Source organism: Curtobacterium sp. BNK-1 (genome assembly GCF_048685235.1).
GTDB classification, from domain to species: Bacteria; Pseudomonadota; Gammaproteobacteria; order Enterobacterales; family Enterobacteriaceae; genus Pantoea; species Pantoea agglomerans.
In genome coordinates this window covers 429,010-455,014 of record NZ_JBLQTJ010000001.1, presented here as the reverse complement: position 1 = coordinate 455,014, position 26,005 = coordinate 429,010, and the positions used below count along the sequence as shown (strand labels likewise).

Below are 26,005 nucleotides of genomic sequence, written 5' to 3'. Positions count from 1 at the left end.
TCCTTATTTCTGCACCACGATATTTTCTTGTGAAGGATCAACGTGCTGCAGTTGCAGCTTCTCGGTGGCGATGCGTTCAACACGGCTGTGATCGCCCAGTGCATTCTCTTCCAGGATCAGGTTGCGCCACTCGATATCGAGTGCGTCACGCTCCAGCACCAGCTGTTCGCGCTGCGCGGTTAACAGTCGTGTTTTATGGGTGGTAGTCACCACCAGCACGGCAGAAACCACCACAGCGATCAGCAACAGCACCGGAATCTTGCCTTTTCGCAGCAGATCCCCGCCGATGACGGCAGGCAGACTGTGACGCTCATTACCGATCATGCGTCGGTTTTCTCCGCGATACGTAATACCGAGCTGCGCGCACGTGGGTTTTCAGAGACTTCAGCGTCACCCGGCGACATTTTGCCGAGCAACTTCAGTTCACGCCCACCCAGGGCACGCAGCTGATGTTCAGTCATGGGAATCCCAGGCGGCACCTGCGGCCCGCGACTCTGATCGCGCATAAAGCGCTTCACCAGCCGATCTTCCAGTGAATGGAAGCTGATAACAGAGAGACGACCCTGCGGAGCCAGCACTTCAACAGCGCCTTTCAGGGCAATGTCGATCTCTTCCAGTTCGCTGTTAATCCAGATACGAATCGCCTGGAAGCTGCGCGTGGCCGGATGCTTAAACTTATCTTTTACCGGCATGGCAATTGAGATCACCTCAGCCAGTTCCCGGGTCCGGGTCATCGGCTGTTCACGATTACGCTCGACAATGGCCCGGGCGATGCGTTTGGCGAATCGCTCTTCACCGTAGGTCTTCAGGACAAACGCGATATCCGCCTCTTCTGCGTGCAGCAACCATTCTGCGGCGGAGTGCCCGCGCGACGGGTCCATTCGCATATCCAGCGGTCCGTCACGCATAAAGGAGAAGCCACGTTCGGCGTCATCCAGCTGCGGTGATGAAACCCCCAGGTCCAGCAAAATGCCGTCAATCTTTCCGACCAGATCCCGTTCAGAGACATACTCTGCCAGCGCGGAAAAAGGGCCATGAATAATTGAAAAACGCGGGTCGGTGATCTCTGCGGCAGCGGCGATAGCTTGCGGATCACGATCGATGGCGATCAGCTTTCCCTTCTCTCCCAGCTGCGAAAGAATCAGGCGTGAATGGCCACCACGACCAAAAGTGCCGTCGATGTAAATACCGTCTTCCCTGATATTGAGGCCGTTAACCGCCTCATCCAACAGCACGGTGGTATGTTTGAAATTTTCCTGCATAGCTATAGCGACAAGTCCTGCAACCGCTCAGATAAAGGCTCCTGAGCCGACTGTTCTGCGTCAATATCGTCCCTGACTTGTTGATACCAGGTCTGTTCATCCCACAGCTCAAATTTATTGAACTGTCCAACCAGCATCACTTCTTTGGTTAATTTTGCGTGCTGCCGAAGCGTATTCGCCAGCAGCAGGCGGCCTGCATTATCCATCTGACATTCACTGGCATGCCCCAGCAGCAAACGCTGCACGCGGCGCTCAAGTGGATTCATACTTGAAAGGCGTGCCAGCTTTTTTTCAATGATTTCCCATTCGGGCAGGGTATAAAGCAACAGGCATGGCTGGTGGAGGTCGATGGTACAGACCATCTGCCCCTGAGACTCCCCAATCAGCAAATCGCGATATCGCGTGGGTACGGCGAGCCGCCCTTTGCTGTCGAGATTGACTAACGTTGCTCCGCGGAACATGCCAGTCTCTTCTCCTCATCACCCATTTACGCCACTTTATCCCACTTTTTACCACGAAACGAGTTTAAGGATCCCATGAAATCCTTGTCAAGCCGGAGCGGCAGGTGAATATCACTATTTACAGAGTGAAGAATTAATCTCTGGCGACGATATAAACGAATAAAAGGGGAAAGTAAAAATTAAGCCGATGAATACCTGAATAAAAAAAACGACCCGGGAAAAAACGACTAAAAATGAAACAATGTAAAGGGCTAAATATTAATCGTGGTTTCTGAGACAGCGGCGGCATTTTAGGGGATTTCCGAAAGGAAGCCCAGCGGCTTCAGGCCAGACGGGAAAGTAAGTTTGTTGAAGTTGTAAGCAGATAATAAAAATAACCCTTTCTGCTTTGTTAGATTTGATGAGCAGAATTTACGCTTTTTTACGTCGACCTGTTTATTTAATCAGTTAAATCGTTAAATAAAATGGGCGGGCAGCGTAATACTGCCCGTGACTCATTTAACTTTTCGGCTTAATTGTCCGCGACGGTATAAATTACGGCGAATGCGGGTTAACCCGGGTTTTGGTTTTCTGGGTTCATCCAGCGAGGCTAAAACTAATTCCAGCACGCGCTCTGCCACGTCGCGATGACGCTGACCCACCGCCAGCACCGGACACTCAAGAAAGTCCAGTAATTCGTGGTCGCCAAAGGTGGCGATGGCCAGCTCGGTCGGAAGCCGTCCGTCTCGTTTCAGCGTCACATCCATCACACCCTGCAGCAGACCAAATGAGGTGGTAAAAAGCGCCTCCGGCATCGGGTGATCTTCAAGGTATTGTTCAAACAGTGCCGCGGCGGCTGTGCGTTCGAAGCTATTGCAGTAGATATAGTCAATCGGCCGGGGATCGTCTTTCCATGCATCGCGGAACCCCAGCTCGCGCAGGAAACTTACCGACAGCTCGGGTAACGCACCGAGGAACAGCACATTTTTGACCTCAAGCTGACGCAGTTCAGCCGCCAGCATATGGGCATCGTCCTGATCGGCACCGACTACGCTGGTGAAATGTTCACGATCCAGGGCGCGATCTAACGCAATAATCGGCAGGGGATCGTTGATCCAGCGCTGATAAAAGGGATGCTCTGGCGGTAACGAGGTAGAGACGATGATCGCATCGACCTGGCGCTGTAACAGATGCTCAATGCAGCGCATCTCGTTATCGGGCTGATCTTCAGAACAGGCGATCAGCAGCTGATAGCCGCGCTGACGGGCCTGCCGCTCAAGATAGTTCGCAATACGGGTATAACTGGTATTTTCCAGATCGGGGATCACTAACCCAATAGAGCGCGTACGCCCGGCGCGCAGCCCGGCAGCCACCGCATTAGGGTGATAATTATGCTCACGTACCACCGCCATGACTTTCTCAACGGTTTTGTCGCTGACACGATACTGCCGCGCTTTGCCATTGATCACATAACTGGCCGTGGTGCGCGACACGCCTGCCAAACGCGCAATTTCATCCAGTTTCACGATAACCCCACCATCAAATCCGCTTTTACGGCAGAAATAGCCGCAGTTAAGCTATGGATAACTCATGGCTATCATCTAACAGCAGAAAAGTGCGCGGAGCAACCGCTTTTCTGAATGTAACTCGCCTGGCGCATAAAAAATAAAAAAACCCGGCATTTCGCCGGGTTAGGTGTGGATTGATGATGACGCTGCGTGATTAACGCATGATACGATCGCCGCGTGAAACGCCGACGATACCGGAGCGTGCCACTTCAACAATTTCGGCCACATCGCGAACGGTATTCAGGAAGGCGTCCAGTTTGTCACTGGTGCCTGCCAGCTGAACCGTGTACAGCGTCGGCGTCACGTCGATGATCTGACCGCGGAAGATCTCGGCGTTACGCTTCACCTCTTCGCGGCCATAACCGCTCGCCTGAATCTTCACCAGCATGATTTCGCGCTCAACATAGGCGCCCTGCCCCAGCTCGGTAACGCGCAGCACATCTACCAGCTTGTGCAGCTGCTTTTCAATCTGCTCCAGCACCTTCTGATCGCCCACCGTCTGAATGGTCATCCGCGACAGCGTAGGATCATCCGTTGGTGCCACTGTCAGGCTCTCAATGTTATAGCCGCGCTGTGAGAACAGGCCGACGACACGGGATAATGCGCCGGATTCGTTCTCCAGCAGAACTGATAAAATACGACGCATAATTATGTCCTCTCCGTTTTGCTCAACCACATCTCATCCATGCTGCCACCGCGAATCTGCATCGGGTAAACATGCTCGCTACCGTCAACGGTGACATCCACAAATACCAGACGTCCCTTCGCCAGGGTTTCCAGCGCCAGCGCCAGCTTCTCTTCCAGCTCAGCCGGGTGCTCAATCGCGATCCCGACGTGGCCGTAGGCTTCCGCCAGACGCACGAAGTCAGGCAGTGACTCCATATAAGACTGGGAGTGACGACCGGAGTAGATCATATCCTGCCACTGCTTCACCATGCCCAGCACCCGGTTGTTCAGGTTCAGCACCAGCACCGGCAGATCGTACTGCAGCGCGGTGGAAAGCTCCTGAATGTTCATCTGGATACTGCCATCGCCCGTTACGCAGATGACTGTTTCGTCCGGCAGCGCCATCTTCACACCCAGCGCAGCGGGCAGGCCAAAGCCCATGGTGCCCAGACCGCCGGAGTTGATCCAGCGGCGCGGTTTGTCGAAAGGATAATAGAGCGCAGCAAACATCTGGTGCTGGCCCACATCCGACGTCACATACGCATCGCCTTTGGTCAGACGGCTGATAGTTTCAATCACTGCCTGCGGCTTGATTTTGTCGCTGGTGCGATCAAATTCCAGGCAGTGACGACTGCGCCAGCCCTCAATCTCCTGCCACCAGTCGTGCAGGCTCTCAGCGCGCTGGCTTTCACTTTGCGCCAGTAACTCCAGCATCTGCTGCAGCACCTGCTTCGCATCACCCACAATCGGGATATCCGCCGCCACCGTCTTAGAGATAGAGGTCGGGTCGATATCGATATGCATCACCGTGGCGTTGGGACAATACTTCGCCAGGTTGTTGGTGGTGCGGTCATCGAAGCGCACACCAATACCAAAAATCAGGTCGGTATTGTGCATCGTCATGTTGGCTTCGTACGTGCCGTGCATACCGAGCATGCCAACGCACTGACGATGAGTGCCAGGGAACGCGCCCAGGCCCATCAGCGAGGTCGTCACCGGAATATTCAGGCTTTCGGCCAGCTTTAACAGTTCCGCTTCGCAGCCTGCGGTAATGGCACCACCACCGGCGTAGATCACCGGCTTCTTCGCGGCCAGCAACGTGGTCAGCGCACGCTTAATCTGACCTTTATGGCCCTGAATAGTCGGATTGTAGGAGCGCATGCTCACCGTATCCGGCCAGTGATAAGGCAACTTGTTTGCCGGATTCAGAATATCTTTCGGCAGATCGATCACCACTGGCCCCGGACGTCCGGTGGAAGCCAGCCAGAACGCCTTTTTCAACACGGTTGGGATCTCTTCGGTACTTTTCACCAGGAAGCTGTGCTTCACTACCGGACGAGAGATGCCGACCATGTCGCACTCCTGAAAGGCGTCATAGCCAATCAGCGACGAGGGAACCTGACCCGAGAGGATCACCAGCGGAATCGAGTCCATATAGGCGGTGGCGATACCGGTAATCGCATTGGTTGCGCCGGGTCCGGAGGTGACGAGCACCACGCCGACTTCACCGGTGGCGCGCGCCAGGCCGTCAGCCATGTGCACCGCACCCTGCTCATGACGCACCAGAATGTGATCGATACCCCCGACGGTTTGCAGCGCATCATAGATATCCAACACTGCGCCACCCGGATAACCGAATACCTGCTTAACGCCCTGATCGATTAACGAACGGACGACCATTTCGGCTCCTGACAACATCTCCATCTTCTGCCTCCAGGCTTGCGGACCCGGCTCTGTTAATACGCCCGTTAACGCGTACCACATAGCCCCGGTGCCTGCTTTGCCAATCAAAATCTTATGTTTATGCATGACAGCGGAAACAACTGCCGCTGTCCGGTTACAGAGAAATCTGTTGAGTTTATTTTTCTGAGAGTAGGTCGATTACCATAACCGCAGTTAACCGGGCAGGCAAACCGCAAACCCACGTAAATTAAAAGGCAGGGGCGTAAAGGCTCTGCCCGATAAGAATTGGCTGCGCGGATTAAACTAATTACGCGGCAGAACCGCAGAGGAAAATGCTGATTAAGAAATTATTTTCAGCGTGATCTAAGAAATAACGAAAACTTATTACCCGGCTGCCCTGGCCCACAATCGCCTGACACTTTTCTTTTCTGGCGTAATTAACCAGTAAATCGCTGAGACGCATTCGATTATGCTAAAGAGCAGGTGATATATCCTGTATCCTCGTGAGACACCTTCCCGATAAAGTCTTTAATTTTCAACACAATAAAATCAAAGACCCGCAGAATCAGTGCTCATTCCCGGGTCGATTGCCTCCGCAGCCACTACGGCGCTGTTCATTACGCTGCCTGACCGTTAAATAACAGAATATCTTCCTCTGGCACCACTAAGAATACCCCTGCATTGAAGGTTGACATCCCTGAGTGATTCCAGTACCAATATGTACAGCACAACATTTTATAAGGTTTGAATCCATGTTTCGTTCTGTTCGCCTTCTCGGTCTACTACTAAACGCACTCAGCTTGCGCGGTAGACTTGTGGGCGGAATCAAACACTGATTCAAACCTGCTGAAAGTTAAAAACCCGCGCCTGTCGCGGGTTTTTTTATGCTCGTTGCCAGGCCAGAAAAAGCATAAGGATGATTACGATGAGCCAGCAAGTCATTATTTTCGATACCACTCTGCGCGACGGTGAGCAGGCATTACAGGCCAGCCTGAGTGTGAAAGAAAAATTGCAGATTGCTTTAGCGCTGGAGCGCATGGGCGTGGATGTGATGGAAGTCGGTTTCCCGGTCTCCTCACCGGGCGACTTTGAGTCTGTGCAGACCATTGCGCGCACCATTAAAAACAGTCGGGTTTGCGGTCTGGCACGCTGTGTGGAAAAAGATATTGATGCGGCGTACGAATCACTGCGCGTTGCCGAAGCCTTCCGTATTCATACCTTTATCGCTACCTCACCGATGCACATCGCCACCAAACTGCGCAGCACGCTGCCGGAAGTGATTGAGCGTGCGGTGCATATGGTGAAGCGTGCGCGCAATTACACCAGCGACGTTGAGTTCTCCTGCGAAGATGGCGGCCGTACCCCGATTGATGACCTGTGCCGGATGGTAGAAGCCACGATTAACGCCGGTGCCACCACCATCAACATCCCGGACACCGTTGGCTACACCCTGCCAGGCGAGTATGCCCACATCATCGGCGAGCTGATGAATCGCGTTCCTAACATCGACAAAGCAATTATCTCTGTTCACACCCACGATGACCTGGGTATGGCAACGGGCAACGCCCTGGCTGCCGTACAGGCGGGCGCGCGTCAGGTGGAAGGAACGATGAATGGCCTGGGTGAACGTGCCGGTAACTGTGCGCTGGAAGAGGTGATCATGGCGATTAAAACCCGCCAGCAGATCATGAACGTGCATACCAATATCAATCATCAGGAAATCTACCGTACCAGCCAGATGGTCAGCCAGATCTGCAACATGCCGATCCCGGCGAACAAGGCAGTGGTCGGCTCTAACGCCTTCGCTCACTCCTCGGGTATTCATCAGGATGGCGTGCTGAAGAACCGCGAGAACTATGAAATCCTGACGCCGGAATCGATCGGCTTACACAAAATCCAGCTGAACCTGACCTCACGTTCTGGCCGCGCGGCGGTAAAACATCGTATGGAAGAGATGGGCTATGCCGAGCAGGATTACAATCTGGATACGCTGTATGACGCCTTCCTGAAACTGGCCGATAAAAAAGGTCAGGTTTTCGATTACGACCTGGAAGCGCTGGCCTTCATCAACAAGCAGAATGAAGAGCCGGAACATTTCCAGCTGCACGAATTTAACGTCCAGACCGGTTCCAGCATCACCGCCACCGCCTCTGTCAATCTGGGCTGCGGCGATGTCGCTAAATCGGATGCAGCCACCGGTAACGGCCCGGTTGACGCGGTCTACCAGGCGATTAACCGTATCACCCAGTTCGACGCTGAGCTGGTTAACTACAAGCTGACCGCGAAAGGCCACGGCGAGAATGCGCTGGGTCAGGTCGATATCGTCGTGAGCTACAACGGCCGCAAGTTCCACGGCATTGGTCTGGCGACCGATATTGTGGAGTCCTCCGCCAAAGCGATGGTCAACGCTCTGAACAATATCTGGCGTGCCCGTCAGGTTGAACAAGAATTGCAGCGCAAATTTAAAGATCAGAAGGAAACCGTATAACCATGTCCAGCTCATCTCATATCGCAGTTTTACCCGGTGATGGTATCGGCCCGGAAGTGATGGCGCAGGCTATGAAAGTGCTGGATGCCATTCGTCAGCGCTTTGATATGCAGATCACCACCCAGGAGTATGCGGTCGGCGGCATTGCTATCGATCAGCATGGTGAACCCCTGCCACCCGCAACGGTTGCAGGCTGCGAGCAGGCCGACGCAATTCTGTTTGGTTCCGTTGGCGGCCCGAAATGGGAACACTTACCGCCGGCATCGCAACCGGAGCGCGGTGCGCTGCTGCCGCTGCGCAAACACTTTAAGCTGTTCAGTAACCTCCGTCCGGCTGCACTCTACAGCGGACTGGAGGCGTTTTGCCCGCTGCGCGCCGACATTGCTGCCAAAGGTTTCGACATTCTGTGCGTGCGTGAACTGACCGGCGGCATCTACTTTGGTCAGCCGAAAGGACGTGAAGGCAGCGGCCCGGAAGAGCGTGCATTTGATACCGAGGTTTATCACCGTTTCGAAATTGAGCGCATCGCCCGCATCGCGTTTGAATCGGCGCGCAAACGCCGTAACAAAGTCACCTCGGTTGATAAAGCCAACGTGCTGCAGACCTCCGTGATGTGGCGTGAAATCGTCAACGAAGTGGCCAAAGAGTACCCGGACGTGCAGCTGAGCCACATCTATATCGACAACGCCACCATGCAGTTGATCAAAGACCCGTCGCAGTTTGACGTGCTGCTCTGCTCCAACCTGTTCGGTGACATTCTCTCTGATGAGTGCGCCATGATCACCGGCTCAATGGGGATGCTGCCTTCCGCCAGCCTGAATGAAGCGGGCTTTGGCCTGTTCGAACCCGCGGGTGGCTCGGCGCCGGATATCGCCGGTCAGAATATTGCCAACCCGGTCGCCCAGATCCTGTCGCTGTCGCTGCTGCTGCGTTACAGCCTGAATGCCGATGAGGCTGCCGACAGTATCGAACGCGCCATCAGCCGTGCGCTGGAACAGGGCTATCGCACCAAAGATTTAGCCGGTGATGGCCCAGCGGTCAGCACAGATGAGATGGGCAGCATCATTGCCCGCTTAATCGCCGAGGAAAAATAAAAAAATGAAAACCTTATACCAGAAGTTATTTGATGCACATGTCGTCCACGAAACGCCAGAAGAAACGCCGTTACTCTACATTGATCGCCATCTGATCCATGAGGTGACCTCGCCCCAGGCCTTTGATGGTCTGCGCGCCCACGGACGTAAAGTCCGTCAGCCGGGCAAAACCTTTGCCACTATGGATCACAACGTTTCTACGCAGACCAAAGATATCAATGCATCGGGTGAGATGGCGCGTATCCAGATGCAGGAGCTGATGAAGAACTGCGCTGAGTTTGGCGTACAGCTGTATGACCTGAATCATCCGTTCCAGGGCATCGTCCACGTTATCGGTCCTGAGCAGGGCATGACGCTGCCGGGCATGACGATTGTGTGCGGCGACTCGCACACCGCCACGCACGGTGCGTTTGGCTCGCTGGCCTTTGGTATCGGCACCTCTGAAGTTGAACATGTGTTTGCTACCCAGACCCTGAAACAGGGTCGGGCAAAAACCATGAAGATTGAAGTGCTGGGCCAGGCGTCAACCGGCATTACGGCTAAAGATATCGTGCTGGCGATCATCGGCAAAACCGGCAGCGCAGGCGGAACCGGCTATGTGGTCGAATTCTGCGGTCCGGCGATTCAGGCGCTGAGCATGGAAGGTCGTATGACCCTGTGCAACATGGCGATTGAGATGGGTGCGAAAGCGGGCCTGGTGGCACCGGATGAGACCACCTTCAACTATCTGAAAGGTCGTCAGTTCTCGCCGCAGGGTGAGAAATGGGAGCAGGCCGTTGATTACTGGCGCACCCTGAAGTCTGACGAAGGCGCGAAATATGATGCGGTGGTAACGCTGCATGCTGAAGAGATTGCACCGCAGGTCACCTGGGGCACCAATCCGGGTCAGGTTATTGCCGTTGATCAGGTGATACCAAATCCGGCCTCGTTCGCCGATCCGGTTGAGCGCGCCTCAGCCGAAAAAGCCCTGGCCTACATGAACCTGCAGCCAGGCATCAAACTGACTGATGTGGCGATTGATAAAGTGTTTATCGGCTCCTGCACCAACTCACGCATCGAAGATCTGCGTGCCGCAGCCGCCATCGCCAAAGGCCGCAAAGTCGCGCCTGGCGTGGTCGCCATGGTGGTGCCGGGTTCCGGCCCGGTGAAAGCGCAGGCCGAAGCGGAAGGTCTGGACAAAATCTTCCTTGAAGCGGGCTTTGAATGGCGTCTGCCAGGCTGCTCAATGTGTCTGGCGATGAACAATGACCGCCTGAATCCGGGTGAGCGTTGCGCGTCAACCAGCAACCGTAACTTTGAAGGCCGTCAGGGCCGTGGTGGACGTACCCATCTGGTCAGCCCGGCAATGGCCGCGGCGGCTGCCGTAACCGGCCACTTTGCCGACATCCGTGAACTGACGACAGGAGCTTAAGTCATGGCGAATAAATTTACTCAGCACACTGGCATTGTTGCGCCGCTGGATGCCGCGAACGTCGATACGGACGCGATCATTCCCAAGCAGTTTTTGCAGAAGGTCACCCGCACCGGTTTTGGACAGCATCTGTTCCACGACTGGCGCTTTGAAGATGACGCGGGCACCGTGCCAACGCCCGGCTTTGTGCTGAACAAGCCTGAGTTCAAAGGCACCAGCATCCTGCTGGCGCGTGAAAACTTTGGCTGCGGCTCTTCACGTGAGCATGCGCCCTGGGCGCTGACCGATTTTGGTTTTCACGTGGTGATTGCGCCGAGCTTCGCGGATATCTTTTATGGCAACAGCTTCAACAATCAGCTGCTGCCGGTGAAGTTAAGCGAAGAGGAAGTGGATGAGCTGTTCAGACTGGTTGCGGACCAGCCCGGCATCAGCTTTACGGTAGACCTGGAAGCGCAGACGGTCACCGCTGGCGATAAAGTCTATTCGTTCGAGCTCGACAGCTTCCGCCGCCACTGCATGATTAACGGCCTGGACAGCATCGGCCTGACGCTGCAGCACGAAGCCTCCATTTCGCAGTATGAGCAGAATCAGCCCGCCTTCCTGCGCTGATTGAGTTAAAGCAGGGCGACATCGGGTCGCCCTGATGTTACTGACAACGTCTGCTCTGGCCCAGCTGTAAGACCGAGCCTGCGAAGGGAACACGGTCAGATCGGAAAGTCGCTTAAACCATCCCTGGCCGCTCGGCCCGCGCCGTCCCTGGCGCGGGACGCTTTCCTCCTCTGCCCGTGTTCCCTGCGTGTAAAGCTTGTCAGCTGCGGTCCGATTCACTCGGGTTTGGGTTTGTCAGCACTCTGAGGGCGACATCCGGTCGCCCTTCTTCTTTATACGTCGCGCACTCGTGCCGACATCACCAGCGCCACAATAGCCAGCCCGAATGCCAGCCAGTAAACCGCCTCATGTCCCAGTCGCTCACTCAGCGTGCCCTGAATAACACCAGCCAGAATCATGCCGGTCGAGATCGAGTTGGTGAACATGGTGGTCGCTGCACCAGGCCGTCCTGGCATCAGATCCTGAAACCACAGCATCCCTATGCCAGCAATAATCCCGACAAACACCGCGTTAAACAGCTGCAACACCATCAGCGACGTGCGGGAATTGAACAGCACCAGCCCCAGATAAAACAGTACGCCAACCGCCACCGCGATCAGCATTAACCGGCGCTTGCCGATACGCCGCGCGTAATGTCCGGCCAGCAGCATCACCGGGATCTCCAGCCCCGCCGCCGTCCCCATCAGCAGACCGGCCAGCTTCTCGGGCAGGCCCAGCGTGGTGCTGATATAGAGCGGCATATCGATGATATACATAGTGTTGCAGGTCCACATCGCGACTGAGGCCAGGAACAGTAAACGCACATCCCGATCGCGCCAGCCACTTAGCGGCAGCCCGCCGCTTTGCATAAGGGGCTGCGAACGTGGCACCGACGGCACGGTGAACCAGACCAGCAGGATACAGATCAGAAACAGCGCGGCGGCCACCATAAATAGCGTCACAAAGCCGTAATTCAGCGCCAGCGCGAAGGAGAGCGGCGGCCCAATCACCCACGCCAGCGACAGCTGTGCACGCATCACCGAACTGAACATCACCGCTTCACGCGCCGACTGATCGGCATATTCCCGCGCCAGCGCAAACAGCTGAGGCATCGAGACGCTGGCCAGCGCCGACAGCAGCACGCCCAGCGTCAGCAAGGTCAGATAGTGGCGGGTAAAAGCAAACAGCAGCGCATTGACCAGCGCCATCAGGCAGCAAAAGAGAATGATATGACGACGATCGCCGACGCTGTCAGAGCGCTTTGCCACCAGCATGCTCACCACGATACCGGCCACCGCATTGATGGTGAAAAACAGTCCGACCCAGAAGGGCCGCGCCTGCACCTCGCGCGTCAGAAACAGGCTGAGCGTCGGCGCCTGCAGTGCGCCCGCGATGCCCAGCATGAACGAGGCGACCATAAAAGCGAGGTAAACCGGATTGATGCGGCGCTGCCGCGTTAACAGCGATTTCATACCGAAATCCCTTACAGAACAAACAGAGGGGAAAAAAGAAGGGTAGACGATACCGCGCAACATGAAAAAAGCCAGCAGAGATCATCTGCTGGCGGTGTAAATGCACCCTACTCAGAAAAGCACTCCGCTGAACAGCGAAGTCAGGGTCGAACGCCATTCAGAACTGAATGCCTCCCGCTCTTCCCATAACGCAAAGTTTGCTCTTAAAATAGGGCAAGAAAAACAGAGCGCTTTTCATCGGGAGTTCCTCTTTTATGTCCTCATCACGTCTGAAGCAGCAGTTCATTCGCCTGTGGCAGAGCTGTCAGGGGCAAACGCAGGAGATTACCCTTAGCGAACTGGCTGACCTGCTGCACTGCTCGCGCCGCCATATGCGCAATCTGCTCAACCGGATGCAGGCCGCGGGCTGGCTGATCTGGCAGGCGGAAGCCGGGCGCGGCAAGCGTTCACAGCTTACCTTCTGCTATACCGGACTGGCTTTGCAGCAGCAACGTGCCGAGGATTTGCTGGAGCAGGATCGCATCGATCAGCTGGTCCAGCTGGTGGGCGATAAAAATCAGGTACGGCAGATGATCGCCGCGCATCTGGGGCGCAGTTTCCGTCAGGGCAAGCATATCCTGCGGGTGCTCTACTATCGTCCGCTGCTCAATCTGCTGCCCGGTTCGCCGCTGCGGCGCTCCGAAACCCACATTGCGCGACAGATTTTCAACGGCCTGACGCGGATAAATGAGGAAAACGGGGAAATCGAGCCCGATATTGCGCACCACTGGCAGCAGACTTCCCCGCTTCACTGGCGCTTCTTTCTGCGTCCAGCGATTCGCTTTCATCACGGCAGAGAACTGGAAATGGAGGATGTGCTGGCCACGCTCGAGCGTCAGCGCCCCCATCCGCTCTTTTCCCATATCGAGCAGATCGACTCGCCCGCGCCCTGGACGCTGGATATCCGCTTAAGCCAGCCCGATGAAGGGTTGCCCTGGCTGCTGGGCAGCGTCAGTGCGATGATCCTGCCGAGCGAATGGCCGACGCTGCACGATTTTGCCCGCCAGCCGGTTGGCACCGGTCCTTACCGGGTGATCCGCAATCAGGAGAGTCAGCTGAAGATCGAAGCGTTTGATGACTATTTTGGTTTTCGCGCCCTGATTGATGATGTCTCTATCTGGGTACTGCCCGACATCAGCGATGAGCTGGTCTATGCCGGTGTCCGCCTGCAGGGCGACGGAGCCGATGAGATTCAGGAGGAAAGCCGCCTTGAAGAGGGCTGCTACTATCTGCTGTTCGACCAGCGTTCAGAACAGGGACGCAACGAAGCGGTCCGGCGCTGGGTCAGCTACCTGTTTAATCCTATCGCCCTGCTCAATCACGCCGGTGTCGGCTACCAGCGCTACTGGTTTCCGGCGTATGGCCTGCTGCCGCGCTGGCATCACCGGCGCGACCTGACGCCAGTGGAAAAACCGCCCGGCTTAACCCACCTGACGCTGACCTGGTACAGCCAGCACGTGGAGCATGAAGGCATCGCTAACGCGCTGCGTCCGCTGCTGGCAGAGCATGGCGTCACGCTGGAGACCCGCGAGATCAGCTACGAAAGCTGGTATCAGGGCGAAGCGGAAAGTGATATCTGGCTTGGCAGCGTGAACTTTACCCTGCCGCTGAATTACTCTCTGTTTGCGCAGCTTTATGAGATCCCGTTGCTGCATCACTGTCTGCCGATCGACTGGCACAGCGATGCGGCCCGCTGGCGCGAGAAAACGCTGCCGCTGGCCGAATGGAGTAAACAGTTAGTCGAAGAAGCGGGTCTTCATCCGCTGTTTCACCACTGGCTGCTGCTTGAAGGTCAGCGCAGCATGCGCGGCGTTCGGATGAATACGCTGGGCTGGTTTGATTTTAAATCCGCCTGGTTCGCGCCACCCGCGCTGTGAGGCTTTCGCCCCGGCGCTGAAATGACTAGAATGTGACGTTCTCAACGGGGTGCCGCCTGCCACCAGCAAGCAGCTGAGAGATACCCGTCGAACCTGATTCGGTTAATACCGACGTAGGGATTTGGGAGGCCTCTGTGCTCAGATCCTTTGCGACTCATCCCCTATTCTCCTGAAGGAGCGCAAAGTGTTAAACAAAGTTCTGCCGGTGCTGCTGTTACTCTCCGCCCCCGTTCTGGCGGCTAAGCCGGTTCTCACGGTCTACACCTACGACTCCTTCTCCGCTGACTGGGGCCCTGGCCCGGCGGTTAAAAAAGCCTTCGAGGCGCAGTGCAACTGCGAGCTGAAATTCGTCACGCTGGAAGATGGCGTGTCGCTGCTGAACCGCGTGCGCATGGAAGGGAAAAACAGCAAAGCCGATCTGGTACTGGGGCTGGATAACAATCTGGTACAGGCGGCGCAGAAAACCGGTCTGTTTGCCGAAAGTCAGGTCGATTCCTCGACATTAAAACTGCCCGGCGGCTGGCACAACACCACTTTCGTGCCGTTTGATTATGGCTACTTCGCGTTTGTCTATGACAAAACCCGGCTGAAGAATCCGCCAAAAAGCCTGAAAGAGCTGGTCGACAGCCCGGAGAAGTGGCGGGTGATCTACGAAGATCCCCGAACCAGCACCCCCGGCTTAGGTCTGCTGTTGTGGATGCAGAAAGTCTATGGCGATCAGGCACCGCAGGCGTGGCAGAAGCTGGCGCAGAAAACCGTGACGGTGACCAAAGGCTGGAGTGAAGCCTATGGCCTGTTCCTCAAGGGCGAAGGCGATCTGGTGCTGAGCTACACCACCTCACCGGCTTACCACATCATCGAAGAGAAAAAAGAGAACTATGCCGCCGCGCCGTTTGCAGAGGGCCACTATCTGCAGGTTGAAGTTGCCGCGCAGTTAGCCAGCAGCAAGCAGCCGGCGCTGGCACAGCAGTTTATGAAGTTTATGGTGTCACCCGACTTCCAGCGCACGATTCCCACCGGTAACTGGATGTACCCGGTAATCGACACGCCGCTGCCTGCCGGTTTTAGCGCACTCACTGTGCCCGCCACTGCTCTGCAGTTCTCGCCGGAAGAGGTTGCCAGCCAGCGTTCAGGCTGGATCAGCCAGTGGCAACGCGCCGTCAGTCGCTGATGCCGCGCTGGCTTATCCCCGGTTCGCTCGCCACGCTGCTGTTAATCAGCGTGGCGCTGCTGGCCTTCGGTGCACTCTGGAGCGCCGCGCCAGAGAATGACTGGCGCAGCGTGCTGCAGGATGATTACCTGCATCACGTTATCGCCTTCTCTTTTGGTCAGGCGCTGCTCTCCGCGCTGTTGTCGCTGCTGCCAGCGGTGCCGCTGGCGCGCGCGCTCTATCGACGCCGTTTCCCTGGCCGTCAGCTGCTGCTGCGTCTGTGCGCCATGACCCTGGTGCTGCCGGTGCTGGTGGCGGTATTTGGTCTGTTCACCGTCTATGGTCGTGTCGGCTGGCTGGCGCAGCTGTGCCAGCTGGCAGGGATTGATTACCACTTCTCTCCCTACGGTCTGTCGGGCATTTTGCTGGCGCACGTCTTCTTTAACCTGCCGCTGGCGACCCGCCTGATGCTGCAGGCGCTGGAGAGCATTCCGGCGGAACAGCGTCAGCTGGCGGCACAGCTCGACCTGCGCGGCTGGCACCATTTTCGTCTGCTGGAGTGGCCATGGCTGCGGCGTCAGCTGCTGCCGACCGGCGCGCTGATCTTCATGCTCTGTTTTGCCAGCTTTGCTACCGTGCTCTCACTGGGCGGCGGCCCGCAGGCGACGACCATCGAGCTGGCGATTTTCCAGGCGCTGAGTTATGACTACGATCCGGGGCGCGCTGCACTGCTGGCGCTGATCCAGCTTGGCTGCTGCGTGACGCTGGTGCTGCTCAGCCAGCGCTTCAGCAAGGCCATTCCCGCCGGAACCAGCCAGCTGAACGGCTGGCGCGATCCGCAGGATTCGCGCGCGGCGCAGCTGGTTGATGCGCTGCTGATCCTGCTGGCGCTGATCCTGCTGCTGCCCCCGCTGGCGGCGGTCATCATCGATGGTCTGCACGGCGGACTGCGCGGCGCGCTGGCGCAGCCTGCACTCTGGCAGGCGACGTTTACCTCACTGCGCATCGCCACCGGCGCCGGTCTGCTCTGTGTGGTGCTGACCATGATGCTGCTGTGGAGCAGTCGCGAGCTGCGCCTGCGTCAGCGCCCGGCGGCGGCAACCCTTATCGACACCAGCGGCATGCTGATTCTGGCGATGCCAGGCATCGTGCTCGCCACCGGCTTTTTCCTGCTGTTTAACGCCACCATTGGTCTGCCGGCGTCGGCGGACGGGCTGGTGATCTTCACCAATGCGCTGATCGCCATTCCCTATGCGCTGAAAGTGCTGGAGAACCCGATGCGTGACGTCGCGGAGCGTTACGGCAGACTCTGTGATTCGCTGGATATCCACGGCTGGAACCGGCTGCGGCTGATTGAACTGCGGGCGCTGAAACGTCCTCTGGCCCAGGCGCTGGCCTTTGCCTGCGTGCTGTCGATCGGTGATTTTGGCGTGGTGGCGCTGTTTGGTACTGCCGATTTCCGCACCCTGCCGTTCTACCTTTATCAACAGATCGGTGCCTATCGCGGTGCTGACGGTGCAGTGACCGCGCTGCTGCTGCTGCTGCTCTGTTTGTTGCTGTTCACCCTGATGGAAAAATTACCAGGCCGCCATGCTGACACTGAATAACCTCACGTACCTTTATCAGCATCTGCCGATGCGCTTTAGTCTCAACGCCACCCGCGGCGAGCGCATCGCGATCCTCGGCCCCAGCGGGGCCGGTAAAAGCACCCTGCTGAGCCTGATTGCCGGTTTCCTGCCGGTGAAACAGGGCACCCTGATGATTGACGGCCAGGAGCACACCCACAGCGTGCCGGCCAGACGGCCGGTTTCGATGCTGTTTCAGGAGAACAACCTGTTTCCGCACCTCAGCGTGCAGCAGAACATGGCGCTGGGATTGCACCCCGGACTGAAGCTGAGCGCCGGGCAGCGCCAGCAGCTTGCAGCGCTGGCCGATCAGGTGGGATTAGGCGATCTGCTGACGCGGCTGCCGGGCGAGCTGTCAGGCGGACAGCGACAGCGCGTGGCGCTGGCACGCTGTCTGCTGCGTGACCGTCCGGTGCTGCTGCTGGATGAGCCTTTTTCTGCGCTGGATCCCGCGCTGCGTGGAGAGATGCTGCAACTGGTGCGTTCAGTGTGTGAAGCGCGCAGCATCACGCTGCTGATGGTGTCGCACAGTCTGGAAGATGCCCAGCAGATTGCGCCGCGCAGCGTGGTGATTGTGGATGGCCGGGTTTACTGGGATGGCGAGACCCGGCAGTTACTGTCGGGCGACACGCGGGAGGCCGACGTGCTTGGCATCCCGCGTCGTTAAGCGATTCAGGCGAAGAAAACCTGCCACAGCAGATGACGAAAAATGGGCATCATCGGATGGAACTGAATGCCGACGAAAGCCGCGACGGCAATCACCAGCCCCAGCGGCCCTGCCCAGCGCAGGCGCTCAGGCGGCAGCCAGGCCGAGGCCCAGTCGCGACTCTTGCCGCTGCGCCACCAGCGCCAGCATAACCAGACACCCAGCCAGATCAGCAGTGCTGCGCCGAGTAACAGCCATTTAAAGCTGCCGCCCTGCGCGGCTTTGGGCACATCGATCGCCACACCCGCCAGAATACCGGGCAGCAGATAGAGCGGCGGCCAGAGAATGCAGCCGATAATATTTGGCGGCAGGAATTTACGCACCGGCAGCTCCAGCATACCGGCCGCCAGCGGGATCAGCGGACGCGTGGGGCCAACAAAGCGTCCGACCAGAATCGTAAACATGCTGTGCTGATGCAGGGCGTGCTCGGTTTTATCCAGCAGGCCTTTATACTTTTGCAGATACTTCCAGCGGTGCAGCGGCCCCTGAAATTTCCAGCCGATGCCGTAGGAAACCCAGTCACCAATCAGGCAGCCCGCAAAGCCCGCCGCCCAGGCCGGATAAAGGCCAAGTTCGCCACTGCCGACCAGCGCGCCCAGACTGGCCATCATCACCGTACCTGGCAGCAACAGCCCGACCAGCGCCAGCGACTCCAGAAACGTCACCAGCGCAACGGCAAACAGCGCCCACTCCAGGGACTGCGTAATCAGTTGTTGAATCCAGGCTTCCATAATCATCCTAAGTAAAAGCAGAAGGCTGGATTGTCCTGAGCCAGCCACACAGCGTCAAGGCAAGAATTGTAGGACAATGTTGACAAAAGCGGGTGGCGGGAACTGTATAAATATCCATGTTATACTGAAGCGGTTTTCTCATCCTGAAATGCTGAGTCCGGAGAACATCTGAATATGCCCCGCGCAGGTTTTCTGCTCACCCGCCACTGGCGCGACAGCCCGCATGGCACCGAAATTATCCTCTGGCTCGCGACCGATGCGGGCGCGCAGCGCGTGGTGCTGCCGGTGCAGGAGTCCGTCGCGTTTATTCCTGAGGAATTTCAGGCGCAGGTCAGCGAATTACTGAAAGATGAACGTCAGTTTCGGATTCAGTCGCTGGCGCTGAAAGATTTTCGGCGTCGCCCGGTTTTCGGCCTCTACTGCCAGCAGAACCGCCAGCTACAGCGCATTGAAAAACGGCTGCGCGAAGAGGGGATTCCGGTCTATGAAGCCGATATCCGTCCGCCGGAGCGCTACCTGATGGAGCGTTTTATTACCGCGCCGGTCTGGTTTGACGGCGAGCAGCGCGGTGACAGCGTGGTCAATGCACGGCTCAAACCCCATCCCGACTATCGCCCGCCGCTGAAATGGGTCTCGCTGGACATTGAAACCACACAGCATGGCGAGCTTTACTGCATCGGGCTGGAGGGATGCGGTCAGCGCCAGGTCTTTATGCTCGGCCCGGCCAACGGTGATGCCAGCACGCTGGATTTCGAGCTGATCTATCTCGACAGCCGGCCGCAGTTACTTGAAGCGCTGAACCAGTGGTTTGCAGAGCATGATCCGGATGTCTTAATTGGCTGGAACGTCGTGCAGTTTGACCTGCGGGTATTACAAAAGCATGCCGATCGTTACGGCATTCCGCTGCGCCTGGGACGCCAGCAGGCCGCGCTGGAGTGGCGTGAACATGGCTTCAAACCCGGCGTATTTTTCGCTCAGGCCAGTGGCCGGTTGATTATCGATGGTATTGACGCGCTGAAATCGGCGTTCTGGGATTTTCCCTCATTCAGCCTGGAGTCGGTGTCGCAGCAACTGCTGGGAGAAGGAAAAGCGATTGATAATCCCTGGCAGCGCATGGAGGAGATCAACTGGCGCTTTGCCAACGATAAACCGGCGCTGGCGCGCTACAACCTGAAAGACTGCGAGCTGGTGACGCGCATTTTTCACAAAACGGCGATTATGCCGTTTCTGCTGGAACGCGCGGCGGTCAATGGACTGGCGGTGGATCGCCACGGCGGTTCGGTAGCGGCCTTTGGTCATCTCTATATTCCGCGGATGCATCGCGCCGGGTTTGTCGCCCCGAACATGGGTGATGTGGCCCCGGAAGCCAGTCCTGGCGGTTATGTGATGGATTCGCGCCCCGGCCTGTATGACTCAGTGCTGGTACTGGATTACAAAAGCCTCTACCCGTCGATTATCCGCACCTTCCTGATTGACCCGGTGGGTCTGGTGGAAGGGCTGGCCCATCCTGATGATGCCGATTCGATTGAGGGTTTCCGTGAAGCGCGTTTTTCACGGCATACCCACTGCCTGCCTGCGATAGTTGAACAGATCTGGCTGGGTCGCGAAGCGGCGAAAAAGCAGAATAATCAGCCGCTGTCCCAGGCGCTGAAAATCATCATGAACGCCTTTTATGGCGTGCTCGGCACCAGCGCCTGCCGCTTCTTTGATCCGCGGCTCGCCTCCTCTATTACGCTGCGCGGTCACGCCATCATGCAGCAGACCCGCACGCTGATTGAGGCGGAAGGCTACGACGTCATCTATGGCGACACCGACTCCACCTTTGTCTGGCTGAAGTCGGCGCACAGTGAAGAAGATGCCGCCGCGATTGGTCAGCAGCTGGTGCAGAAAGTGAACGCCTGGTGGCGCGACCATCTGCAGCAGACGCAGGGGCTGACCAGCACACTGGAACTGGAGTATGAAAATCACTTCTGCCGTTTTCTGATGCCCACCATTCGCGGCGCGGAACAGGGCAGCAAGAAACGCTACGCCGGACTGATTCGTGACGCCGCCGGTGAGCGCATGGTCTTTAAGGGGCTGGAGTCGGTGCGAACAGACTGGACGCCGCTGGCAAAAGCGTTCCAGCAGCAGCTCTACCACCGTATCTTCCACCGTCAGCCGTGGCAGGATTATATCCGTACAACCGTGGCGCAGCTGCTGGCGGGTGAACTCGACGATCAGCTGATCTACAAAAAGCGGCTGCGGCGTCCGCTGAAAGAATATGAACGAAACGTGCCCCCGCACGTGCGCGCCGCCAGGCTGGCCGATGAGCACAATCGTAAATTAAACCGGCCCTTGCAGTACCAGAATGGTGGCCGGATCCGTTATGTCATCGCCACCGCAGGCCCCGAGCCACTGGAGGCGCGCAGCACGCCGCTGGACTATGACCACTACGTGACGAAGCAACTTCAGCCGGTCGCAGAGGGGATTCTGCCTTTTGTCGAAGGGGACTTTGCTACACTTATTACCGGACAGCTGGGGCTTTTTTGACAGGTGACGAACGTCCTGCCATCCAGTACCATAGCGCCCTTCCTGAAACTCACCGCTCTTAAGTACGCTCCAGGCCTTGTTGTCTGGCGGTAACGCTATTGCCTGAGCTTTGGGAACACCTCTAAAAACGTTAAAATTCGAGCAAAAAATATATGGTTTTTACATTAGGTCAGCGCTGGATTAGTGATACGGAAAGTGAACTGGGACTGGGCACCGTGGTGGCGATCGATACCCGCATGATCACCCTGCTGTTTCCGGCCACGGGGGAAAACCGCCTCTACGCCCGCAACGATTCGCCGGTTACCCGCGTCATCTTTAATCCGGGTGATACCATCACCAGCCACGAAGGCTGGCAGATGCGCGTCGATGAAGTACGCAACGAAAATGACCTGATGACCTATATCGGTACCCGTCTGGATACCGAAGAGAGCGAAGTGATGCTGCGCGAAGTCATGCTCGACAGCAAGCTGGTGTTCAGTAAGCCGCAGGATCGCCTGTTTGCCGGCCAGCTCGACCGGATGGATCGTTTTGCCCTGCGCTTCCGCGCCCGTAAATACCAGAGTGAGCAATATCGCCTGCCAATCAGCGGATTACGCGGCATGCGCACCAATCTGATCCCTCACCAGCTGCATATCGCCCACGATGTCGGCCGCCGCCATGCGCCGCGCGTCCTGCTGGCCGATGAAGTTGGCCTGGGTAAAACTATTGAAGCCGGGATGATCATCCAGCAGCAGCTGCTGGCTGGCCGCGCCGACCGCGTCCTGATCGTGGTGCCTGAAACTTTACAGCACCAGTGGCTGGTCGAGATGCTGCGCCGCTTCAACCTGCGCTTTGCGCTGTTTGATGACGACCGCTATACCGAAGCGCAGCACGACAGCGATAACCCGTTTGAAACAGAGCAGCTGATTATCTGCTCACTGGACTTCGTGCGCCGTAACAAGCAGCGTCTTGAGATGCTGGCCGATGCCGAATGGGATCTGCTGGTGGTCGATGAAGCGCACCATCTGGCCTGGTCAGAAGGCGAGCCCAGCCGTGAATATCAGGTTATCGAACAGCTGGCTGAGAAAACCGCCGGGGTTCTGTTGCTGACTGCAACACCTGAGCAGCTGGGCATGGAGAGTCACTTCGCCCGTCTGCGCCTGCTCGACCCTAATCGTTTCCATGACTTTGCCGCCTTTGTTGAAGAGCAGCAGCATTTCCGTCCGATTGCCGATGCCGTCACGGCGCTGCTGGCCGATAAAGCGATCTCCCAGGAGGAGATGAACCGGATCAACGATCTGGTCGGCGAGCAGGATATTGAGCCACTGCTGCAGGTCGCCAACAGCGACCGTGACGGCAAGCTGGAGGCGCGTCAGGAGCTGATCTCCATGCTGATGGACCGCCACGGCACCAGCCGCGTGCTGTTCCGTAACACCCGTAACGGGGTTAAAGGCTTCCCGAAACGCGAACTGCACCAGATCCGCCTGCCGCTGCCTGCGCAGTATCAGACGGCGATTAAAGTCTCCGGCATTATGGGCGCGCGCAAAAGTGCAGAAGAGCGGGCGCGTGACCTGCTCTATCCGGAGCAGATTTATCAGGAATTTGAAGGCGACAGCGGCACCTGGTGGAACTTCGATCCGCGCGTGGAATGGCTGATGGGCTATCTCACCACCAACCGCAAAGAGAAAGTGCTGGTGATCTGCGCCAAAGCGGCCACCGCGCTGCAACTGGAGCAGGTACTGCGTGAACGCGAAGGTATCCGTGCAGCGGTGTTCCACGAAGGTCTGTCGATCATTGAACGTGACCGTGCTGCCGCCTGGTTCGCCTCAGAAGAGAATGGCGCGCAGGTGCTGTTGTGCTCCGAGATCGGTTCTGAAGGCCGTAACTTCCAGTTTGCCAGCCGTCTGGTGATGTTCGACCTGCCGTTTAACCCGGACCTGCTGGAGCAGCGTATCGGTCGTCTGGATCGTATCGGTCAGGCACACGACATTCAGATTCTGGTACCGTGGCTGGAGCAGACCGCACAGGCGGTGCTGCTGCGCTGGTATCACGAAGGGCTGGACGCGTTTGAACACACCTGCCCGACCGGCCGGACAATCTATGACAGCGTCCATTCGCAACTGATCGGCTATCTGGCCGCGCCGGAAAACAGCGAAGGTTTTGATGCGTTTATCACCGACTGCCGTAAACAGCATGACGCGCTGAAACTGCAGCTGGAACAGGGTCGCGATCGCCTGCTGGAGCTGAACTCCAACGGCGGCGAATCGGCTCAGCTACTGGCCAATGCCATCAGCGAGCAGGATAACGACACCGGCCTGGTGAACTTCGCGCTCAACCTGTTTGATATCGTTGGTATCAATCAGGAAGATCGCAGCGATAACCTGATTGTGCTGACCCCTTCCGACCACATGCTGGTGCCCGATTTCCCTGGCCTGCCAGAAGATGGCTGCACCATCACCTTCAACCGCGATCAGGCGCTGTCGCGCGAAGATACCCAGTTCATTACCTGGGAACATCCGCTGATCCGCAACGGTCTGGATCTGATACTGTCGGGCGATACCGGCAGCAGCGCACTGTCACTGCTGAAGAACAAGGCGCTGCCGGTGGGGACGCTGCTGGTCGAGCTGATCTATGTGGTTGAAGCGCAGGCACCGAAGCATCTGCAACTGACCCGGTTCCTGCCGCCAACGCCAATCCGTCTGCTGATGGATACCAAAGGCACTAACCTGGCGGACAAAGTGGAGTTCGAAAGTTTTAACCGTCAGCTGAATGCGGTTAACCGTCATACCGCCAGTAAACTGGTGAATGCGGTGCAGCAGGATGTGCATGCGATTCTGACTCAGGGCGAAGAGAGCGTGGTCAGCGAAGCGCGTGCGGTGATTGATGCAGCGCGTGCCGAAGCGAACGAGAAGCTGGGCGCAGAACTCTCCCGTCTCAACGCGCTGAAAGCGGTGAACCCGAACATCCGTGACGATGAAGTCGAGGCGCTGGAAAGCAACCGTGAACAGGTGCTGGAAAGTCTCGATCAGGCCAACTGGCGTCTCGACGCGCTGCGCCTGATTGTGGTGACACACCAGTAAGCTCAGGGGCCGCATGGCCCCTTATTTTTGGAAAGCCCCATGGAACCTTACAATCCACCGCGTGAACCCTGGCTGCACATCCTTTATCAGGATGCGCACATCATGGTGGTGAACAAACCCAGCGGTCTGCTCTCGGTACCCGGTCGGCTGGACGAACATAAAGATAGCGTGATGACGCGGGTTCAGCGTGATTTCCCGCAGGCTGAATCTGTACACCGACTGGATATGGCGACCAGCGGCGTAATGGTCGTGGCGCTGACTAAGGCTGCTGAGCGCGAGCTGAAACGACAATTCCGTGAGCGGGAGCCTTCCAAGACTTACGTGGCCTGCATCTGGGGTCATCCGGCGAAGGAAGAGGGATTGGTTGACCTGCCGCTGATTTGCGACTGGCCAAATCGTCCGAAGCAGATGGTCTGCTTCGAGACCGGCAAAGCCGCGCAGACGGAATATCAGGTGCTGGAATATCGTGCGGATAACAGTGCGCGTGTTTCGCTGAAACCGATTACCGGCCGCTCACACCAGCTGCGGGTGCATATGCTGGCACTGGGCCATCCGATTCTGGGGGATAACTTCTATGCGCATCCGGAGGCCAAAGCGATGGCGCCCCGTTTACTGCTGCATGCGGAGTCACTGACCATTACCCATCCGGCATTTGGTAATGCCATGACATTTCGTCAGCCCGCCGATTTTTAAGGTTTACTGCTCGCCAGTCAGTCACCGTGGCCTCCTCTGTTGCAGAAGCGGCCACGGAACATGGTGTTTACTTAAAGCCTTTCTCTTTGCGAATCAGATCGTACGCCGCCTGGATTTCCTGGGCTTTCTGCTTCGCCATCTCCATCATCTCTGGCGGCAACCCTTTCGCTACCAGCTTGTCAGGATGATGTTCGCTCATGAGTTTGCGGTAGGCGCGTTTGATGGTGGTGGCGTCGTCGCTGCTCTTCACACCCAGCACGCTACAGGCATCTTCCAGCGTTGGCCCGCGTTGCGCCTGCTGAAAACCGCCTGAACTGCGCTGACCACCGCCAAACTGCTGGCCACCTTCCATCATGCGCAGGAACTGATCGAACTGACCGCGTGAAATGCCCAGCTCTTCGGCAATCACATAGAGCACCTGGCGCTCATTGGGATGCAGTGAACCGTCGGCAAAGGCGGCCTGAATCTGGATCTCCAGGAACATCCGAATCAGATCAAACCGGCCAAAACAGGCGCTGCGCAGTTCACGTAGTTTGCTGCGTAACGGATAATCCGCCTGCTTGCCTTCGCGGAACGCGCGCTGGGCAGCCGTGCGAGAGTCACCGTGCAGCTGCATCCGCTCCATTAACAGGGAAGCAATCTGAATATCCGCTTCCGTGACGCGCCCTTTTGACTTGGTCAGATGGCCCATCACCTGAAAGGTGGTGCTGAAAAACAGCGTCTGTCGGGTCTGATTATTTGAGAAGTAAGCCTTGCCTTGCGCGCCGCGTACTTTGTCAATCATATGGCCAATGATCAAACCGATCACAATACCCCAAAAGCCTGCGCCGGAAAGTAATCCCACCGCCAGACCCACAACTTTTCCCCAGTAGCGCATAAACTCCTCAATTCGCCATGCTTGCGGCTGAAAATTGCATTATCATA

21 protein-coding genes and 1 riboswitch are annotated in these 26,005 nt (G+C 57.1%); of the genes, 12 read left to right on the top strand and 9 right to left on the bottom strand.

What is annotated here, in order from left to right; all coding sequences use genetic code 11:
* Positions 1-3: 3 nt before the first annotated feature.
* The 6 genes from ftsL to ilvI form a co-directional block, all read right to left on the bottom strand.
* Complete coding sequence (gene ftsL / locus ACMGGP_RS02000; RefSeq protein WP_003854764.1) at positions 4-324, bottom strand: cell division protein FtsL; 321 nt, start codon at positions 322-324, stop codon at positions 4-6.
* Positions 321-1,262, bottom strand: coding sequence for a 16S rRNA (cytosine(1402)-N(4))-methyltransferase RsmH (rsmH, locus tag ACMGGP_RS01995; protein ID WP_010253859.1), 942 nt, complete (start codon positions 1,260-1,262; stop codon positions 321-323). The genes ftsL and rsmH overlap by 4 nt, the downstream gene beginning before the upstream one ends.
* 2 nt (positions 1,263-1,264) lie before the next feature.
* Positions 1,265-1,723 carry a division/cell wall cluster transcriptional repressor MraZ gene (gene mraZ / locus ACMGGP_RS01990; protein WP_009092149.1) on the bottom strand — a complete coding sequence of 153 codons (459 nt, stop codon included), beginning with the start codon at positions 1,721-1,723 and terminating at the stop codon, positions 1,265-1,267.
* Between the two features lie 494 nt (positions 1,724-2,217).
* Positions 2,218-3,228, bottom strand: a complete 1,011-nt coding sequence (gene cra, locus ACMGGP_RS01985; RefSeq protein ID WP_010253851.1) for a catabolite repressor/activator — start codon at positions 3,226-3,228, stop codon at positions 2,218-2,220.
* A gap of 196 nt (positions 3,229-3,424) precedes the next feature.
* Complete coding sequence (ilvN, locus tag ACMGGP_RS01980; protein WP_010253849.1) at positions 3,425-3,916, bottom strand: acetolactate synthase small subunit; 492 nt, start codon at positions 3,914-3,916, stop codon at positions 3,425-3,427.
* 2 nt (positions 3,917-3,918) lie between these two features.
* The gene (ilvI, locus tag ACMGGP_RS01975) at positions 3,919-5,634 is read right to left on the bottom strand and encodes an acetolactate synthase 3 large subunit (RefSeq protein WP_498798095.1); all 1,716 of its coding nucleotides are present in this window, start codon (positions 5,632-5,634) and stop codon (positions 3,919-3,921) included.
* Between the two features lie 737 nt (positions 5,635-6,371).
* On the opposite strand from ilvI, the gene leuL reads away from it, so the two are divergent.
* From leuL to leuD, 5 genes are all read left to right on the top strand, one after another.
* Positions 6,372-6,455, top strand: coding sequence for a leu operon leader peptide (gene leuL / locus ACMGGP_RS01970; protein ID WP_099257765.1), 84 nt, complete (start codon positions 6,372-6,374; stop codon positions 6,453-6,455).
* Positions 6,456-6,544: 89 nt separating this feature from the next.
* Positions 6,545-8,107: a 2-isopropylmalate synthase gene (gene leuA / locus ACMGGP_RS01965; RefSeq protein WP_010253843.1), complete on the top strand. Its 1,563-nt coding sequence runs from the start codon at positions 6,545-6,547 to the stop codon at positions 8,105-8,107.
* A gap of 2 nt (positions 8,108-8,109) precedes the next feature.
* Complete coding sequence (leuB, locus tag ACMGGP_RS01960) at positions 8,110-9,201, top strand: 3-isopropylmalate dehydrogenase (RefSeq protein WP_498798094.1); 1,092 nt, start codon at positions 8,110-8,112, stop codon at positions 9,199-9,201.
* A 4-nt stretch (positions 9,202-9,205) separates the two neighbouring features.
* The gene (gene leuC / locus ACMGGP_RS01955; protein ID WP_010671818.1) at positions 9,206-10,612 is read left to right on the top strand and encodes a 3-isopropylmalate dehydratase large subunit; all 1,407 of its coding nucleotides are present in this window, start codon (positions 9,206-9,208) and stop codon (positions 10,610-10,612) included.
* A 3-nt stretch (positions 10,613-10,615) separates the two neighbouring features.
* Entirely contained in the window at positions 10,616-11,221 is a 606-nt protein-coding gene (gene leuD / locus ACMGGP_RS01950) for a 3-isopropylmalate dehydratase small subunit (RefSeq protein WP_010253835.1), read from the top strand.
* A gap of 272 nt (positions 11,222-11,493) precedes the next feature.
* Here the strand turns inward: leuD and ACMGGP_RS01945 are convergent, their stop codons facing one another.
* Positions 11,494-12,672, bottom strand: a complete 1,179-nt coding sequence (locus ACMGGP_RS01945) for an MFS transporter (RefSeq protein WP_498798093.1) — start codon at positions 12,670-12,672, stop codon at positions 11,494-11,496.
* A gap of 254 nt (positions 12,673-12,926) precedes the next feature.
* Between ACMGGP_RS01945 and sgrR the strand changes: the two genes are divergently transcribed.
* The 4 genes from sgrR (at position 12,927) to thiQ (ending at position 18,030) form a co-directional block, all read left to right on the top strand.
* Complete coding sequence (gene sgrR, locus ACMGGP_RS01940) at positions 12,927-14,588, top strand: HTH-type transcriptional regulator SgrR (RefSeq protein WP_187494544.1); 1,662 nt, start codon at positions 12,927-12,929, stop codon at positions 14,586-14,588.
* A gap of 35 nt (positions 14,589-14,623) precedes the next feature.
* A riboswitch (TPP riboswitch) is annotated at positions 14,624-14,726 on the top strand.
* 46 nt (positions 14,727-14,772) lie between these two features.
* On the top strand, positions 14,773-15,759 hold the full coding sequence (gene thiB / locus ACMGGP_RS01935) for a thiamine ABC transporter substrate binding subunit (RefSeq protein WP_010253828.1): 987 nt from the start codon (positions 14,773-14,775) through the stop codon (positions 15,757-15,759).
* Positions 15,735-17,345, top strand: coding sequence for a thiamine/thiamine pyrophosphate ABC transporter permease ThiP (gene thiP, locus ACMGGP_RS01930; RefSeq protein WP_498798092.1), 1,611 nt, complete (start codon positions 15,735-15,737; stop codon positions 17,343-17,345). Before thiB ends, thiP begins: the two co-directional genes overlap by 25 nt.
* Positions 17,329-18,030, top strand: coding sequence for a thiamine ABC transporter ATP-binding protein ThiQ (gene thiQ, locus ACMGGP_RS01925; protein ID WP_031594583.1), 702 nt, complete (start codon positions 17,329-17,331; stop codon positions 18,028-18,030). Before thiP ends, thiQ begins: the two co-directional genes overlap by 17 nt.
* Before the next feature lie 5 nt (positions 18,031-18,035).
* Here thiQ and ACMGGP_RS01920 read toward each other — a convergent pair whose 3' ends face one another.
* Positions 18,036-18,800 (bottom strand): DedA family protein, encoded by a 765-nt coding sequence (locus tag ACMGGP_RS01920; RefSeq protein WP_010253821.1) that lies wholly within the window; start codon positions 18,798-18,800, stop codon positions 18,036-18,038.
* A gap of 174 nt (positions 18,801-18,974) precedes the next feature.
* Between ACMGGP_RS01920 and polB the strand changes: the two genes are divergently transcribed.
* The 3 genes from polB to rluA all read left to right on the top strand — a co-directional run bounded on the left by polB (position 18,975) and on the right by rluA (position 25,081).
* On the top strand, positions 18,975-21,329 hold the full coding sequence (gene polB, locus ACMGGP_RS01915; protein WP_033756537.1) for a DNA polymerase II: 2,355 nt from the start codon (positions 18,975-18,977) through the stop codon (positions 21,327-21,329).
* 152 nt (positions 21,330-21,481) lie between these two features.
* Complete coding sequence (gene rapA, locus ACMGGP_RS01910) at positions 21,482-24,388, top strand: RNA polymerase-associated protein RapA (protein ID WP_010253817.1); 2,907 nt, start codon at positions 21,482-21,484, stop codon at positions 24,386-24,388.
* 39 nt (positions 24,389-24,427) lie between these two features.
* A complete protein-coding gene (gene rluA / locus ACMGGP_RS01905) occupies positions 24,428-25,081 on the top strand; it encodes a bifunctional tRNA pseudouridine(32) synthase/23S rRNA pseudouridine(746) synthase RluA (protein ID WP_010253813.1) in 654 nt (217 codons plus the stop codon).
* Between the two features lie 67 nt (positions 25,082-25,148).
* On the opposite strand, the gene djlA is transcribed toward rluA, so the two are convergent.
* A complete protein-coding gene (gene djlA, locus ACMGGP_RS01900) occupies positions 25,149-25,958 on the bottom strand; it encodes a co-chaperone DjlA (RefSeq protein WP_010253811.1) in 810 nt (269 codons plus the stop codon).
* Positions 25,959-26,005 lie beyond the last annotated feature (47 nt).